The 15,721-nt window shown below is 71.1% G+C and carries 17 protein-coding genes; 8 read left to right on the top strand and 9 right to left on the bottom strand.

Annotated features, from left to right (window positions below; genetic code table 11):
- Positions 1-38 precede the first annotated feature (38 nt).
- From ILP86_RS15860 to amiA, 4 genes are all read right to left on the bottom strand, one after another.
- Entirely contained in the window at positions 39-1,442 is a 1,404-nt protein-coding gene (locus ILP86_RS15860) for a YcaO-like family protein (protein WP_193762414.1), read from the bottom strand.
- The gene (locus tag ILP86_RS15855) at positions 1,439-2,428 is read right to left on the bottom strand and encodes a CocE/NonD family hydrolase (RefSeq protein ID WP_058632034.1); all 990 of its coding nucleotides are present in this window, start codon (positions 2,426-2,428) and stop codon (positions 1,439-1,441) included. Before ILP86_RS15855 ends, ILP86_RS15860 begins: the two co-directional genes overlap by 4 nt.
- The gene (locus ILP86_RS15850) at positions 2,425-3,234 is read right to left on the bottom strand and encodes a hypothetical protein (RefSeq protein ID WP_141370776.1); all 810 of its coding nucleotides are present in this window, start codon (positions 3,232-3,234) and stop codon (positions 2,425-2,427) included. The genes ILP86_RS15855 and ILP86_RS15850 overlap by 4 nt, the downstream gene beginning before the upstream one ends.
- Before the next feature lie 85 nt (positions 3,235-3,319).
- Positions 3,320-3,418: a streptamidine family RiPP gene (gene amiA, locus ILP86_RS19830; protein WP_017831216.1), complete on the bottom strand. Its 99-nt coding sequence runs from the start codon at positions 3,416-3,418 to the stop codon at positions 3,320-3,322.
- A gap of 110 nt (positions 3,419-3,528) precedes the next feature.
- On the opposite strand from amiA, the gene ILP86_RS15845 reads away from it, so the two are divergent.
- Genes ILP86_RS15845 through ILP86_RS15825 form a run of 5 tightly spaced genes read left to right on the top strand, consistent with a single transcriptional unit; the run spans position 3,529 to position 9,466 of the window.
- Positions 3,529-4,731 carry a hypothetical protein gene (locus ILP86_RS15845; protein WP_193762413.1) on the top strand — a complete coding sequence of 401 codons (1,203 nt, stop codon included), beginning with the start codon at positions 3,529-3,531 and terminating at the stop codon, positions 4,729-4,731.
- On the top strand, positions 4,728-6,518 hold the full coding sequence (locus tag ILP86_RS15840; RefSeq protein WP_193762412.1) for a prolyl oligopeptidase family serine peptidase: 1,791 nt from the start codon (positions 4,728-4,730) through the stop codon (positions 6,516-6,518). Before ILP86_RS15845 ends, ILP86_RS15840 begins: the two co-directional genes overlap by 4 nt.
- Positions 6,515-7,660 carry an iron ABC transporter permease gene (locus ILP86_RS15835; RefSeq protein ID WP_197077665.1) on the top strand — a complete coding sequence of 382 codons (1,146 nt, stop codon included), beginning with the start codon at positions 6,515-6,517 and terminating at the stop codon, positions 7,658-7,660. The genes ILP86_RS15840 and ILP86_RS15835 overlap by 4 nt, the downstream gene beginning before the upstream one ends.
- On the top strand, positions 7,657-8,439 hold the full coding sequence (locus tag ILP86_RS15830) for an ABC transporter ATP-binding protein (RefSeq protein WP_193762411.1): 783 nt from the start codon (positions 7,657-7,659) through the stop codon (positions 8,437-8,439). Before ILP86_RS15835 ends, ILP86_RS15830 begins: the two co-directional genes overlap by 4 nt.
- A gap of 10 nt (positions 8,440-8,449) precedes the next feature.
- Complete coding sequence (locus ILP86_RS15825) at positions 8,450-9,466, top strand: ABC transporter substrate-binding protein (RefSeq protein WP_046746898.1); 1,017 nt, start codon at positions 8,450-8,452, stop codon at positions 9,464-9,466.
- Between the two features lie 79 nt (positions 9,467-9,545).
- On the opposite strand, the gene ILP86_RS15820 is transcribed toward ILP86_RS15825, so the two are convergent.
- Genes ILP86_RS15820 through ILP86_RS15805 form a run of 4 tightly spaced genes read right to left on the bottom strand, consistent with a single transcriptional unit; the run spans position 9,546 to position 12,716 of the window.
- A complete protein-coding gene (locus ILP86_RS15820; protein ID WP_193762410.1) occupies positions 9,546-9,935 on the bottom strand; it encodes a VOC family protein in 390 nt (129 codons plus the stop codon).
- 53 nt (positions 9,936-9,988) lie between these two features.
- Positions 9,989-10,936: a D-alanine--D-alanine ligase gene (locus tag ILP86_RS15815; RefSeq protein WP_061018644.1), complete on the bottom strand. Its 948-nt coding sequence runs from the start codon at positions 10,934-10,936 to the stop codon at positions 9,989-9,991.
- Entirely contained in the window at positions 10,933-12,057 is a 1,125-nt protein-coding gene (alr, locus tag ILP86_RS15810; protein ID WP_193762409.1) for an alanine racemase, read from the bottom strand. Before alr ends, ILP86_RS15815 begins: the two co-directional genes overlap by 4 nt.
- Complete coding sequence (locus ILP86_RS15805) at positions 12,054-12,716, bottom strand: M15 family metallopeptidase (protein WP_113681694.1); 663 nt, start codon at positions 12,714-12,716, stop codon at positions 12,054-12,056. The genes alr and ILP86_RS15805 overlap by 4 nt, the downstream gene beginning before the upstream one ends.
- A gap of 87 nt (positions 12,717-12,803) precedes the next feature.
- Here ILP86_RS15805 and ILP86_RS15800 point away from each other — a divergent pair, with 87 nt between their 5' ends.
- Both ILP86_RS15800 and ILP86_RS15795 read left to right on the top strand, forming a co-directional pair.
- Positions 12,804-13,475: a response regulator transcription factor gene (locus tag ILP86_RS15800; protein ID WP_046746904.1), complete on the top strand. Its 672-nt coding sequence runs from the start codon at positions 12,804-12,806 to the stop codon at positions 13,473-13,475.
- Between the two features lie 10 nt (positions 13,476-13,485).
- Positions 13,486-14,565, top strand: a complete 1,080-nt coding sequence (locus ILP86_RS15795; RefSeq protein WP_046746905.1) for a HAMP domain-containing sensor histidine kinase — start codon at positions 13,486-13,488, stop codon at positions 14,563-14,565.
- Positions 14,566-14,646: 81 nt separating this feature from the next.
- Here the strand turns inward: ILP86_RS15795 and ILP86_RS15790 are convergent, their stop codons facing one another.
- The gene (locus tag ILP86_RS15790) at positions 14,647-15,303 is read right to left on the bottom strand and encodes an FMN-dependent NADH-azoreductase (protein WP_046746906.1); all 657 of its coding nucleotides are present in this window, start codon (positions 15,301-15,303) and stop codon (positions 14,647-14,649) included.
- 77 nt (positions 15,304-15,380) lie between these two features.
- Between ILP86_RS15790 and ILP86_RS15785 the strand changes: the two genes are divergently transcribed.
- Entirely contained in the window at positions 15,381-15,719 is a 339-nt protein-coding gene (locus tag ILP86_RS15785; RefSeq protein ID WP_113681692.1) for a helix-turn-helix domain-containing protein, read from the top strand.
- Positions 15,720-15,721: the final 2 nt, after the last annotated feature.

Genomic DNA, 15,721 nt, shown 5'->3' with positions numbered 1-15,721 from the left:
GCCATGCTCTTCCCGCAAGCTCTGCGCCATGGTCGGCCTCACATGTGCGGGGCCGGGAGGAGCGTGAAGTCCTCCGGTCCGCCGCTCCAGGTCGTCCGCCAGCCGCGCTCCTGCGCCGCCTCTCGGAACCGGGGCATGCCGAGGTACGAGAACGCCGCCGGTGCGTTGGGGACCAGCCCCGTCACGATCGAGCGCACCACGCGCAGGTCGGTGCGCCGCACGTCGGAGGTCGTGAGGTCGCGCGTGAGCACGCGGTGGCCGCGATCAGCCAGGCGCGCATGGACCTCGTCCATCGTCACCGGTTCCACTGCGCTCAACGGGAGTACTCCCTGCACCGGATCCTGGAACCGGCGCGCCTCTCCGTGCACGGTCGGGTCCAGCCAGACCTGCACGTGTGCGCCGAGGTCGATCACCTTCTCGAACTCGACTCCGGCCGCGGTCGTGTAGTCGGCGTCCGCACGGAACTCGAGGGTGAGTCCCTTGGCCATCAATCCCTCGGCGACGGCGCGGAACACCCATCCGTCCGCCGTCGTGCAGCCCTGCGTGTAGATCCAGGTGTGCACGGCTTCCAGCACGGCCTTCCGTGCGGCACGTGCAGGATCGAGTGCGGCCGAGAACCCCGCGGCATAGAGGCCGCGCTCCGGATCGTGCACGAGAGCACCGATCGCCGGGGCGAATTCCGACGGCATGGCGACCAGCCACACACGCAGGCTGCTCCCCTCCAGATCGTCGAGGAGGCCCGGGACCGTCGCAGGGTCGATGCCGAACGTCGGCCCGTCGAGGTGCCACCACACCTCGAGCGCATCCCGCTCGATCACCTCGATCACCCCGCGGTCGCGCGCATCGTCGAAACCCGCCCCCGTGGCGATGCCGGCGTAGTTGAGATGATGCGTGCGGGGCAGGGAGCGGAAGCGGGATTGCCGCCAGTTCAGGTGCACGAGGGAATCCGGCATCCACACCGAGCCCCCGTCGAGATCGTCGCAGCGCGCCCACAGCGTCGGCGTGGACGCCTCCAGCCGCTGATAGGGGAAGCCCGGACGGGAGAGCTGCCAATCGGCGAAGCGCGGAAGATCCGCATCGTCGATGACGGTCTCCCCGTCGGCGCGCAGTTCTTCCGCTGAGGCGACGCGGAGGTCGTGCGGCGGCAGCACGTCGGGCAGCCAGTTGCCGCAGTACCGCTCCACGCCTTCGCCGATGGCCGCGATGCGCGCCTGTGCGGGGTCTCCGAACGAGGTGCCGAGCGAGACCCGATCAGCGGGCCATTCGCCGAGCAGGCGGGCATCGGCCACTGATGCGGTGAGAGCCAGATACCGGTGCGGAGCGCCGATCGGATGCGGAACCTCGCGCACGGAGCGGATGATGCCGGCCTCCGCGTCGACGAGCGCCTGGGCAGGCAGGGTCGCTCGAGCGGTGCGGTGATTCGGGGTGTCGTGCGCGTTCATGCTGTCCTCTCGTAGCGCCAGCGACCGGTCTCGGGCTCGAAGGCCGATCTGGTGCGGCGGGTCGGATGCCGATCGACGCCTGCGGGCTCGGATGCCGACGCTGTTCCCGCCGACGGCAGACCGGTCTCGGTGAGCCAGGTGTCCAGCACCCCGCCGATGCCGCCCGCCCTGCGCAGTCGGGAGCGGACGTCGTCATCGTCGATGTCGGCGGCGAGCCGGTGGCCCCAGGGCCCGTCGACCAGGTGCAGCGGCCCACGCCAGGCATCGGCGAGCCGGCCCGCATCCGTGAAGAAGAAGTCGTGGTCGCCGCGGATGAGCAGCAGGGGTACGCGGAGGTCGCCGTATGCACGGTGCAGATCGACGGCGGGCGCTGACCACAGGCGACGCCAGCCGGAGAGCACCTCCCGCGACCACCCCCATTCCGCAGCGGCCCGGTGCACGCCGACCTCGGATGCCCGCGCCACCCTGGCCTCGAGCTCCTCATCGCTCAGCGGGGGAAGGGAACGCGCCCCGCGACCGTGCTGGTGCCACCACCCGATCCGGTCTCGCAGGTGTGGTCGCCCGTTCTCGTCCCACGCGGTCTCGGCGAGCCCGAGAGCCGGAACGAGGAGCACGAGTGCATCGACGTCGACCGACCTCGCCGCCTCGAGCGCGGTGTGGGCGGCATACGACCCGCCGGAGAGCACGAGCGGCAGCCCGGGGCTCTCGGCCCTGACAGCATCGACCACCGCGCGGCCGTCTGCACGCTCGGAGAGGTAGGGGTGCCATTCGCCGTCGGACGAGTGTCGGCCGCGCACGTCGTGGATCACGCAGCGGTAGCCGCGCCTCACCCACGCCCGCGCGGTGTCGGCGTGGCGCCAGGCCCCGTAGGGAGTGCGGATGACCACCACGCCTCGCGTCTCTGCGGGCGACCAGGCCCATCCGCGCAGCAGGGCGCCGTCATCGGCGACGACGATATGAGGACGGGCATCGCGCGGCGGGGTCATCGGAGCAGCCTCGGCGGTGCCGCGGGGAAGGGGAGCACCGTGTGCTCGGTGACCGCTCCGGTCGACGGCACCAGCTTCCACAGGGTCGTGCGCAGGTGGTCGAGGTCGGCGTCGGCTCGCGCCCAGGTGAGGATCACCTGCAGCAGCCGGGCGAGCACGAGCACCGCGGTCGCGTCGTCGACGGGCGTGGCCGGGGCAGGCCCGGACTTCTGCCATGCCTCGGTCGAAGCCGGCGCGCTGCTCGCGGCCAGCCGTCGCGCTGATACCTGGGCCGAGGTCGGGTCGTGCTCGTCGAGCGCGAGCGGATCGATCAGGATGCTCTCGCCCTCGCGGTGCACACGCAGCCAGGCGACACCCTGCAGGGGAAGCATGTCGAGGTCGGACCACCGACGGCGGTCGAGCGCGTCGTCGGCGTAGGCGACGACGAGGGAGGTGTCATCGGGCAGTGCGGACTCCGGATCGAGGACGGTGACCCGCGCACCCCAGGACTGGAGGACGCGTTCGAGCCCGTCGACCAACGCGCCTGCTCCCAGCACGCAGACGTCGCGGCGCTCGTCCGGCCAGCGGCGGAGCGCGTCCACCGACTCGCGCTCCTGCACCTCGAGCATCAGGCGGTCGAGGAGCGCGGAGGCCGCACCGTCCGAACCACCGTCCGGAGTCTCGAGGGCGTCGAACAGCTCGGCGGGTGGTGCGTCGATCAGGGCGAACCGTCCGGTGCGCAGGCGGATCCGGGGGCGACCGTCTGCGCCGAGGACGAGATGGGCTCCCGAGTCGGGGAGCGGCAGGATGCGGGATTCGGAAGTCATGGAGTCTCTCGGTGAAGGGCCCGGCCGGGCGCGAACGCCCGGCCGGACTGGAGTGCGCTCGAAAGCGCGGCGGAAGGATCCGCGATCAGTCGAAGGGGTTCTCGACCAGTGCGTTGGAGTGCGATGCCGACAGGTGCGCCAGCTGCTCGGACTCTTCGATCTCGGCGAGGATCTGCTTTTCCATTTCGTTCTCCTTCAGTGAGTTTCCGACCCGCGGTGTGCGGGGCGGGTCCACGGTGGGACGAGATCGACCCTAATTGATAATGATTCTCAATATCTACTAGTCTGGCGAACATGCCTTCCTCCCTCCCCCTCCTCGCCGCTGATCACCGGGCCGGGACCGTCTTCGAGATTCATGGCGACTCCCGGCGTGTCGCGGTGGCCGACAGCTGGCTCGCCGAGCACGCCGGATTCCTCCGCCTGCCCTCCGGCGCGAACGACCGCTGGGCGTTCGCCGACGACCGCGGCGGCGCTCTGGTCGTCGGCGGCGGCACCGTACGACGCATCCCGATCGCCATCCCCGCCGAGCACCTCGCCTGCGACCCGTCCGGTCGTCACGTGGTCGTCACCTCCGGCCTGGGCATGAACGACGAAGCCTGGAGCGACCTGGTGACCGTCGTGGATCTCGCGACCGACTCGTCCACGCGGTTCCGCGCCCGTGTCGGCGAACCCGGGGTCGTCGTGGCTCCCGACCAGGCCTCGGGCGAACCGACGATCGTGCTCCGTCACCGCGAACCGGGAGCCGTCGAAACGATCCCCCTCGCCGCGGCGCTCGCGGTCGGCCCCCACGCGCCGGTACTCCGCGGAGGCCTCCTCACCGACCTCGCCGCAGACGGCCACGGCGACGTGATCGACCCCGCCTCCGGCATCCTCGGCATCGCGACGAGCCGCGGCCTCGAGCGCTTCGTCGTCGACGGCGGTGCGCCCCGGGCCATCGGCATCGTCCCCTGGCCCGTCGACGGACGGGCGTACTACCTGCGTCTCGCCGGTGACACCGGGCGGGTGACGGGGATCGTGCGCGGGGGGCCGGCCTCGCCGGGATCGTGGCCGGAATGGACGAACACCTTCGTCGAGATCGACCTCGCATCCGGAACCTCCCGCGCCGTGCCGCTGCCGCCGGGGCTCGCGTTCCGGTTCGCGCTGGCTGCGGGTGTTGCGGCCGTCTCGGTCATCCACCCCGACGGAGACGCGGTGCTCGTGATCGATCGCGAGGAGGCACGTGTCTCCCGGGTCGTGCCGATCCCGGCGATGACGCATCCCCCTCGCGCCGGACGGCTGCCGTGGGACGGCGTCGACGGTCGCCCCGCGCAGCGCCGGTCCATCGCGATCGACCCCGTCGGCGGCACGATCGCGGTCACCAGCGGTGGCGACGGCACGATCCTCCTCCTCGACGGAACCGAGATCTCGACGGTCGAGCTCCCCACCCCGCTCGACGAGGGCGGGCATCTGCTCTGGGCGTCCGATGGCGACCGCGTCGACGACCTGGTGGGCCGATGAGCGCGCATCGGGCCGTGCTCGACGATGCCCTCGCGCGCGCCGAACGCCACGGTCGGCCGGGGCTCCCGGTCGGCGGCTTCACCCTGGGGCGGGCCGCCGACCGCAGCCGCCGCGGCATCCATCGCCTCGACGGCTCGACCGTGATCGAGCCGGACGGCCACCTCCATCGCATCTTCCCCTCCCCCGACGGCAGCCGCATCGCGGTGGAATGGGCACCCACCGCCGACGAGAATGCCGTCTTCGGCCTCGTCGATGTCGCCGCCGGCACACTGCGCCTCCACCCCGACATCCGTCTCCGGTACGACACCGTGCTCTGGGCGGCCGATTCGCGGAGCCTCGACGTGGTCGCCAGCCGCGACCGCCGGCTCGTGACCCTCGACGTGGAGACGGGCGAGACAGAGGTGGCTCCCCTGCCGAGCGAGGGCCGGCTGCGACTGTTCCCCGGAGGAGAGAGCGGCCTGCGCGCCCTCAGCTCCGCCGGTGCGGGAACCACTCTGACCGACCGGGCGACGGGGACGCCGCTGGGACGGTGGTCCGCGCTGTTCCGCGCCTGGCGACTCGGCACCGGGGTGCTCGTATGGCATGACCGGGGTCTGGATGCCGTGCTGATCGACGCCGCAGCCGATGCGGCAGATGACCGCGCGCCCTGGCACTGGCACGACCCCGATGTACGGATCGTCGACGTCGCGGTGCAGGACGACCGGGTGGTGGTGCTCGCCGTCACGGAAGGGCGGAGCGTGCTCATCGACCTCGACGACGGCATCGAGGTCGGCCGCACAGAACCTGCCTCCTCCGACGCCGATGTGCTCACCACGACGATGATCGGCGTCGACGACGGCGTACTGCGCCTGGGCGTCGAAGGCCCCCTCACGCCACTCCGCATCGTCGAGCGCGCACAGCTCGGCACCACGATCCTGCCGCCCTCCTCCTCCCGCGCGACCACCGTGCGCCACGACATCCCGGCCGGCGACGGCGCGACCCTCACGGTGCACGTGACGTCGCCGAGTGCCGCGGAGGGGATCCCGGCCGCGGGGACGACGGGCCCGCTGCCGCTGATCCTCACCTGCTACGGCGGCTTCGGCGTGCCGCACCTGCCCGTGTTCGAACCGACCGTGCCCGCATGGGTCGGGTTCGGAGGTGCCTACGCCTCCGCACAGCTCCGTGGCGGAGGCGAGCGCGGTGAGGCCTGGCGCCAGGCAGGATACGGCGAGCGCAAGCGCCGCACGGTCGCCGACCTCGCCGACGTCGCCCGCGGTCTCATCGCGGCCGGTGTCACCCGCCCGGATCTGCTCGTCCTCGCCGGGGCCTCGCTGGGCGGGGTCGTCGCCGCCGCGTGCGCGCTCGAACATCCGGAGCTGTGCGCGGGGTTCGTGACCACAGCGGCCCCGCTCGACCTGCTCGCCCTCGACGATCATCCGCTCGGGTCGAGCTGGCGTGCAGAGTTCGGCGACGACGGCACACCCGCGTCCCGTGCCCGGCTCGGCGCGCTGTCTCCGCTCGCACGCGCCGAGTCGCTTCCGGTCGGTGCGCCGGTCCCCTCCTACCTGGGAGTGGTGCTCGGCGAAGACACCAGGGTCCTCGCACGCGACACGCATCGGATGGTCGAGTCGCTGCGTCGAACGGGCGGCTCGGCCCGCTCATGGACGGCAGCGGGGGCAGGCCACGGCGCGAACGAGTCCGTCGCCCTGCACGACCTCGGCCTCGCATTGCTCGACTTCGCAGCATCGGTCACGGTCACGGCCACGAAGCGCATCGCGTCAGGCAGCACGACCGGAGGCACCCGATGAGCGATTCGACGGCCGTTCTCACCGAACGACGCGCCAGACGCCTGCCCTTCCGACGGCAGCCGAGCGAACAGCGCACTCTGCCCCGCAGAGGAAGTCGACGGGTGCTCCCGGTAGGCCCGACCGTGACGACGATCGCCGTGCTCGCCGTTCTCGTCCTCGTGGTCTCCGCAGCCACCGGCCCCGTCGCCGTCTCCCCCCTCGATGCCGCCAAGATCGTGATCGGCCACCTGATCCCCGGCATGCCCTGGATGACGGACGGAACGCTCACCCCGCTGCAGGACCAGGCCGTGTGGCAGTTCCGGGTGCCCCGGTCGCTCCTGGCCGCACTCTCGGGAGCGGGACTGGCTCTCGCCGGAGCGATGATGCAGGCCGTCGTGCGTAATCCCCTCGCCGAGCCTTACATCCTCGGCGTCTCCTCGGGCGCGAGCGTCGGCGCCGTGCTGGTGATCGTCTCGGGCGGTGCCACCTTCCTCGGTCTGTCGATGAGCGGTGCGGCGTTCGTGGGGGCGATGGTCGCCTGCCTCCTGGTGGCCATGCTCGCGCGCATCCGCGGAGAGCTGTCCCCGACCAGGATGATCCTCGCCGGGGTCGCGCTGGGCGCCCTGCTGAGCGCGGTGACCAGCTACCTCACCCTCACCACCGACGCCCAGAACGTGGTGAGCGTGATGTTCTTCCTGCTCGGGAGCGTGTCGGCCGCCGACATGTCGACGCTCTTGATCCCTGCGGTCGCGCTCGCGATCGCCTGCATCGCGGTGTTCGGACTCTCCCGCTCCATGAACGCGCTGCTCGCGGGCGACGAGTCGGCGATGGCCGTCGGAGTGCGCACGACCCGGGTGCGCGGCGTGCTGCTCGTGCTCGCCTCGCTGCTGACCGGAGCGATCGTCGCCGTGAGCGGCGGCATCGGATTCGTCGGGCTCGTCGTGCCGCACATGGCCCGACTCCTCGTGGGCTCCGACCATCGGCGGATGCTGCCCATCACGATCCTCGGCGGTGCACTGTTCCTGATGGTCGCCGACCTGCTCGCACGGACGGTCGCGATGCCCACCGAGATCCCGCTCGGCATCCTCACCGCCTTCGTCGGGGCTCCGTTCTTCCTGTGGTTGATGCGCAGCGGAGGCGATCGGGCGGGGTTCGACCGATGAGCGTGCACTTCGACGGCGTGAGTGTCGCCCGCGGTGGCCGCACGGTGCTGCACGGGGTCGACCTCGAGGTCGGCACAGGCCGCATCGTGGGGCTCCTCGGCCCGAACGGCAGCGGCAAATCCACCCTGCTGCGCACCCTGTTCACGGGTCAGCGTCCGCAGCGGGGGCGTGTCCTGATCGACGGGGTCGACGTCTCGCAGCTGCCGCCGCGTACGCTCGCGCGCACCGTGTCCGTCATGCTCCAGGACGCCCCGTCCGAGTTCGATCTGACCGTGCGCGAGACGGTGCTGGTGGGCCGCTCACCCCACCGTCCGCCGTTCAGCCGGGACACCCCGGAGGATCAGCGCATCGTCGACCAGGCCCTGCGCACCGCGGACGTGCACGATCTCGGCGACCGGCTGGTGCGTCGACTCTCGGGCGGTCAGCGCCAGCGGGTGATGCTCGCCAGAGCCCTCGCGCAGAGCGGCGAGATCCTCGTGCTGGATGAACCGACGAACCACCTCGACATCGCGCACCAGCTCGATCTCATGCGTGTGGTGAGCGGACTCGGCACGACCGTGATCGCCGCCCTCCACGATCTCAACATCGCCGCCGCGTTCTGCGATGACGTCGCGGTGATCGACGAGGGCAGGATCGTCGCCTTCGGCGCTCCGGACACCGTGCTCACCCCCACGCTCGTCGACGAGGTCTTCCATGTGACCGCCCGCATCGCCGTCGAGGTCGACACAGGAGCACGCGCGATGACCTTCCACCCCAGACAACCCCGACCCCTCACCTAGGAGAAGAAGAATGACACCACGTACCCGACCCACCCGCCTGCTCGCCGCCGTCTCCGTCGGCCTCGGCGCGATCGCCCTCACCGCCTGCGGGAGCGGAGTCTCCACGGGAGCAGCGCCCGCCTCCTCCGGAGAGGCGATCAGCATCGAGAACTGCGGCCGCACGGTCGAGATCCCGGCCACGCCGACGGCCGTCGTCGGACTGCACCCCTCGCAGACCGAGCTGCTGCTGCGCCTGGGCCTCGCCGATTCGCTCGTCGGACAGGCGCAGGCCACCGCGGACGAGCTGCCGAGCGACGTCGCAGACCTCGCGGCCGATGTGCCCGTCATCGGCGGAGACGCACCGCCCAGCCGGGAGGAACTGCTCGCCGTCGAACCCGACTTCGTCTACTCGCCGACCACCTACGAGTTCACCGCGGAGCAGGGCTTCGCCAGCATCGAGCAGCTCTCCGAGGCCGGCGTCGCCGCGTACACCGCGACCGGCGGATGCTTCGACCGGCGCATGGAGGGCACGGTCGACGACCTCTTCATCGACCTCGAGAACCTCGGCGAGATCTTCCACGTCGAGGACGAGGCGAACGACCTGATCGAGTCGTCCAAGGCCGAGCTCGCGACCGTCGATGCGGCGCTCGAGGGCAAGGATCGCCCCCGCGTCGCCCAGGTCTTCGTGGAGGGCACGACCCTCACCGCGATCGGTGCCGGCATCGAGTACGACATCCTGAAGCGCGCCGGTGCCGACAACGTCTTCACGCCGGACGATCCCGCGTTCGCCGACTTCTTCGCCGCCGAGATCACCCCGGAGTCGCTCGCGTCAGAGGCACCGGACGCGATCGTCTTCGCGGTGTCCGACCCCGCGCACGAGGCGGCCGTCCGCTCCTACCTCGCCGCGACGTTCCCCGACATGCCCGCCGTGCGCGACGGTCGACTGATCGCGGTGCCGTCGACCGACCTGTTCCCCGGCACACTCGGGAACGTCTCGGCCGTGCGGCTGATCGCCGAGGGTCTCCACCCGGACGTCGTCTTCGACTGAGCATCACTTCCCCCGCCCGCACCCCCGCGTGGCTGCACCCCCGGGAAGCTCTTGTGCTCCCGGGGGCGCAGTCTCCGCGCTAGGCCTGCATGACGGCGAGGACGTTGCCCGCGGGGTCGCGGAACCACGCGATGTCCGGCCCCCGCCCGTTCCCGCGGACGATGCCGCGCTCGTCGGAGGGGAACTCCTCGTCGCTGTAGATCTTCGTCTGGACGCCCCGGGCGATGAGCTCGTCCACGGCGGCGTCGACATCCGCCACCGGGAAGTTCAGGATCGTGAAGCTCGCCGGGGTGTGGTTCGGCTTCGGGTACACGAGGATCGAGCCGCCACGGGGCAGGCGCAGGTCGAGGAACCCCATCGCGTTGCGCTCGACGTCGAGCCCGAGCGTCGCGCCGTAGAAATCCTCCGCCGCGTCGATGTCGTCGACGCTGAATCCGCTGAACGCGTTGTCCGCTGTGAAAGCTGCCATGGCTCCAGCATCCGCCTCCTCGGCGCGCTTGTCGATGCCTTCTCGGCTCCCTCTCACCCCGCGGCGCGCACGAGCCTGCCGACCAGGTCGACGTAATCCACTCCCGCCGCGGCGAACATCCGCGGCACCTGCGACGCCGCGGTCAGCCCCGGCATCGTGTTCACCTCGTTCAGCAGGGGACCCCTGTCCGTGAGGAAGAAGTCCATCCGCGCGACGCCGTCGCACCCCAGGGCGTCGAACATCGCGATCGCAGCGCGCTTGAGGGCCGCCGCCTCGCCCGCGTCGAGCTGCGCCGGCACCGTGAAACGCGCACTTCCGTCGTACTTCGTCGCCGTGTCGAAGAGACCGGTCGCGTGGATCTCCAGCGGCGGAGCCGCCCACCGGATGCCCCCCTTCTCGCGCAGCACTGCCACGTCGATCTCGCGCGCCCTGACGACCTCCTCGACGAGGATGCGCCGGTCGAAGCGCGCGGCCTCGTGCAGCGCGGCGAGCAGATCCTCCTCCTGGGTCACGAGACTCACGCCGTGGCTCGACCCCGCCGAGACCGGTTTCACCACGACCTCGCCGTCGAACTCCACATCCCCGATGTCGTCCGCCGTGATCAGCCGCCCGCGGGCGGTGCCGATCCCCACCGCGTCCGCCACCAGCTTCGTCGTCCATTTGTCCATGCCGATCGCACCGGCGCGCAGCCCCGAGCCCACCACGCGCACTCCGGCGAGGGCGCAGAGAGCCGCCAGCGCCCCGTCCTCGCCGAGCGCACCGTGTACGGCCGGGAAGACCACGTCCGTGCGAGTGAGCAGCGGAAGCGCGAGCGCCAGCGACTCGGCGGCGGATCCCCCGTTCGGGCGCCCGTCGACGCGCCAGATGCCGTCTCGATCGATGGTCACGCACGTCACCTCGTGACCGCCCAGCCGCAGGGCTGCACCGACCGCGGCCGCCGACGCCAACGACACGTCGTGCTCGGCGTTCTGCCCTCCCCCGATGACCAGCACCCTCGTCATGCCGCGCTCCTCCGCACTCGCGCTCCGATCCCGGTGACGATGGTGTGGGGGATCGTCCCCGCCCACCGCGCCCACTCCTGCACCGAGGGCACCGCGCCCCCGTCCGGCCCGAACACGGTCGCGATCGTCCCGCGCGGGAACAGCGCGGCACCCGTGTCCACCACGATCTGATCCATCGACACCCGTCCGACGATCGGATACCGCACGCCGCCGATCTCGACGCCGGCGCCCGGCGCGAGCTCTCGCGGGATCCCATCCGCGTAGCCGACGCCCACCACCGCGAGGTGCGTCTCCGCACGGCTGACATGCGTTCCCGCATACCCGACAGCCGTGCCCGCCGGGGCGAGAGCCCCATGCACGACGGGCGCGGTCCATCGTGAAGCCCCGATCAGTGGCGTCGTCTCCGAGGGGTCGATCCCGACGAGTCCTGCGCCGATCCGCACCATCCCGAAATGGGTCGCGGGATCGGTCAGCGCCCCCGACGTCGCCGCCAGATGCACGAGCACCGGTCCGAGGCCGGCACGCAGGACCGCATCCCTGCCCTGCCGCATGCGCAGCACGGCCGCCGCGTTCGCGCCCGGATCCCCTTCGTCGGAACGCGGTAGATGACCCATGACCCCCACGACCTCGATCCGCCCTCTGCCGGCGCGCGCCAGTCGGAACAGCTCGGGCCACTCGTCCAGCGGAGACCCGCCGCGGGCCATCCCGGTGTCCAGATGCAGGTGCACCCTGACCGGGCCCGACGTCTCAGCACTCAGCTGGCGAAGCTCTTCGGCCGAGCCCACCGCGATGTCGATGCGATGCTCCGCCGCCGCCTCGGCGTCGATACCCGCCGGGTTCAGCCAGGAGAGGATGGGCACCGCGAGTCCGGCGTCGCGGAGTGCGACGCCGTCGGCGACCTGCGTCACCCCGAGCCACTCGGCGCCCGCCGCGACCGCAGCCGTTGCCACGACGACGGCACCGTGCCCGTAGCCGTCGGCCTTCACGACGGCCATGATCGGCACCGGAGTCGCCGCCCTGACGATCCGGAGGTTCTCGGCGACGGCGTCGTGGAGCGTGGTCAGCGTCGGCGCGTGCAGGCGCGAGGCGATCGCGGGACGAGGGGCGGTCATGGTGGTCATCGCTGCATCCTCGGGTCTTCGGTGGGATCGGCATACATCTCGGGGCACCCCTGATCGATCGCCTCGGGGCGCAGCTCGTAGTGCCATGACTCGTTCGCGTAGGTCTGGCACAGTCCGTAGTCGGAGCCGTGCTGGGCGAGCCAGTCGAGCGTGGGCAGCGGACCGACATCCACGGCGTCGCCAGACACGTGCGCCGACGTCTGCGGTGTCGCCACCCATCGCCGCGCTTCGTCCTCCGAGCCGTAATCGACGATCGCGTCCTGGAGCATCCGTTCCTGCAGCCCCGGCGAGCGCCATCCGCTGTTCACCAGGAACGTGATGCCGTCGCGCTCGGCATCCGAGGCCGCCCGCTGCAGGGCGTCGAGCAGCGCGGGGTCGAGGTTGCCGACCGCGACGCGGTCCACGTCGAACACCGTGGGCTGATCCCCGTCACGAATCGCTCCGTCGGCGTCGCCCGGCACGTCGACGGGCTGCACCTCGTCGGGCACCGGGGTCGGCACGGGCGTGGGGAACGTCTTCGCCGTGTCGGCGAAAGCCACGGACAACGACTGCTGCACCGCGAACGCCAGGATCACGGCGGCGGCGAGCGCGACCACGGCGCCGGCGGCCCGACGGCGACGACGTGCCCGCAGCGGGAGGGACGAGCTGTTGGTGTTCATGCTCCCAGTGAAGAAGGGAGCCGGTTGCCAGGGCGTATGCGCTTTTCCATATGCTCGCGATATGCCGGGGTGCGTAGGATCGCTGCCATGCGTGTGCTGATCGTCGAGGACGAGCCCTACCTCGCCGAGGCGATCCGCGATGGGCTGCGCCTCGAGGCGATCGCGGCCGATATCGCGGGCCACGGCGACACGGCGCTGGAGCTGCTGAGCATCAACTCCTACGACCTCGCCGTGCTCGACCGCGACGTGCCCGGGCCCTCCGGCGACGACATCGCCCGCTGGATCGTCGCGTCGGGAAGCGGCATCCCCATCCTCATGCTCACCGCAGCCGACCGCCTCGACGACAAGGCGAGCGGCTTCGAGATCGGTGCGGACGACTACCTCACCAAGCCGTTCGAGATGCGCGAGCTGGTGCTGCGTCTGCGGGCCCTCGACCGTCGCCGCCAGCGCAGTCGGCCTCCCGTGCTGGAGGTCTCCGGCCTTCGCCTCGATCCGTTCCGCCGGGAGGTGTACCGCGACGACCGCTACGTGGCGCTCACCCGCAAGCAGTTCGCCGTGCTGGAGGTGCTCGTCGACGCCGAGGGCGGTGTCGTCAGCGCGGAGGAGCTGCTCGAGCGCGCCTGGGACGAGAACGCCGACCCGTTCACGAACGCCGTGCGCATCACGGTCTCCTCGCTGCGCAAACGCCTGGGCGAGCCGTGGATCATCCTCACCGTGCCGGGTGTCGGATACCGGATCGGAACGGATGCCGATGCCTAGGCGCCGTGGGATGAGCGCTCGCCTCAAGCTCACCCTCAGCTATGCGGGCATCGTGGTGGTCTCCGGACTGCTGCTGCTCGCCGCGGTGGCCCTGTACCTGCTGCGCTACGTGCCCGACGTGCAGATCTCCGCGGACATCCGCGTTCCCAACCGCTCCGACCTGATCAGGGCGTTCGTGCCGGTCGCCTCGACGGTCATGGTGGCACTGCTGGCCATCGGGCTCGGCGGCGGATGGCTGCTGGCCGGACGCATGCTGGCACCTCTGGAACGCATCGGCGACGCTGCGCGACTGGCGGCGCAGGGCTCGCTCTCGCACCGGATCGCGCTGCCCGGCCCTCGCGACGAGTTCCGCGATCTGGCCGATGTCTTCGACTCGATGCTCGAGCAGCTCGAAGCCCACGTCGCCGAGCAGCAGCGGTTCGCCGCGAACGCCTCGCACGAGCTGCGCACTCCCCTCGCGATCTCGCAGGCGCTGCTCGAGGTCGCCCGTGACGACCCGGACCGCGACGTGGACGAGCTGATCGCCCGACTGCAGCGGGTGAACACGCGTGCGATCGACCTCACGGAGGCGCTGCTGCTGCTGAGCCGGGCGGATCGCCGGACGTTCCCGCGCGAGATCGTCGATCTCTCCCTTCTCGCCGAGGAGGCCGTCGAGGCGCTGGTTCCCCTCGCCGACCGTCGAGGAGTCGCACTGGAGGTCGGCGGCGTCCCCGCGTCGGTGCTCGGGTCGGCGGCGCTGCTGCCGCAGCTGGTCATGAACCTCGTCCTCAACGCTATCGTGCACAACCTTCCGACCGGCGGGGCCGTTGCCGTGCGCACGCACTCGATGCCGCACGCGGTCGCGCTGGTCGTGGAGAACACCGGTGAACAGTTGCCTGCACATCAGGTCGCCACCCTTGTCGAGCCGTTCCAGCGCGGGGCGGAGCGCACCCGCGGCGACGACCATGCGGGGGCGGGGCTCGGCCTTGCGATCGTCGACCGCATCACGCAGGCGCACAACGGCACGCTCGTCCTCACCCCGCGGACGGACGGCGGTCTGATCGTGACCGTGTGGCTGCCGCACCCCTACCCGACGGGCCTTCCCGGCTGACTGTCCGCAGGTGTTTCGAATCGCGCAAACGGTCGGATGCGGGGCCCAGAAGGAACCATTTGCGCGATTCGAAGACGGGGCTCAGGCCACCCGCGGGTCGCGTGTCGCGGCGAGCTCGCGGCCGTAGGTGCGGGCGTCGGCTTCGGCGTTCTCCTTGAGCTCGCGCGCGGTGTCGGCGAACGCGTCGAGCGCCGGGTTGACGCCGACCAGCGTGAACGGACGCTGCACGACGCGCAGATCGAGACCCCAGACGTCTTCGAGCACGCGTCGCAGCCAGCCGGTCGAGTGGTCCCAGCCCTCCTTGGGCGAACCGGGCGCGTAGTTGCCGCCGAGCACGGTGACCAGGGTCGCCGGCTTGCCGTTCAACGCGGTGCCGGTCGGATCGATGCGTGCGTCGGTGTAGGCGAGATCGAACCAGGTCTTGAAGTGCTGCGAGACGCCGTAGTTGTAGAGCGGCACCGCGAACAGCAGAGCGTCGGCGCCGATGAGCTCGTCGGCGAACTGCGTCGCGAGGGCGCGAGCCTCGTTCTGCGCAGGGGTCCGCTGGGCCTCGTCGACGAATCCACCCGTCACGGCATCCGCCCACGCGGTCGCGGGCACGGGGTCGCTCGCCAGATCGCGACGGAAGACGGTCGAATCGGGGTGCGACGCGGTCCACTCGGCCTCGACGATGTCGGCGAGCGCACGGCTGGCGGACGACGCGGGAAGGATGCTGGCATCCAGGCGGAACAGGGACATGGGCCTACCTCTCGTTTTCGTAGTCGCTCTGTTTTTCTTAGCGACATCGGTTAACGTAGCACGGGTAGGATGGGGGGATGTCCGGGACCGCCGAAGGGCGTCAGGTGTGCGACGCCGCCGTCACACTGGCCTTCAGCGTGCTCGGGAAGCGGTGGAACGGCATGATCGTGTCGTCGCTCGGGGGCGGACCCATGACCTTCGTCTCGCTGCGCCGCGCCGTTGACGGCATCAGCGACACCGTGCTCTCCGATCGCCTGGCCGAACTCGCCGACGCCGGACTCGTCGCGCGCACGGTCGAGGCCGGCCCGCCGGTGACCGTGTCGTACGCGCTCACGCCAGCGGGGGAAGGACTCCTGCCGATCCTGAACCAGCTGGGGCAGTGGGCCTCGGCGAACCTCGCCGAGCGCGCTCACTGACG

The organism is Microbacterium sp. R1, assembly GCF_015159725.1.
Classification (GTDB): Bacteria; Actinomycetota; Actinomycetes; order Actinomycetales; family Microbacteriaceae; genus Microbacterium; species Microbacterium oxydans.
This window is presented reverse-complemented; position numbering and strand designations above follow the sequence as displayed.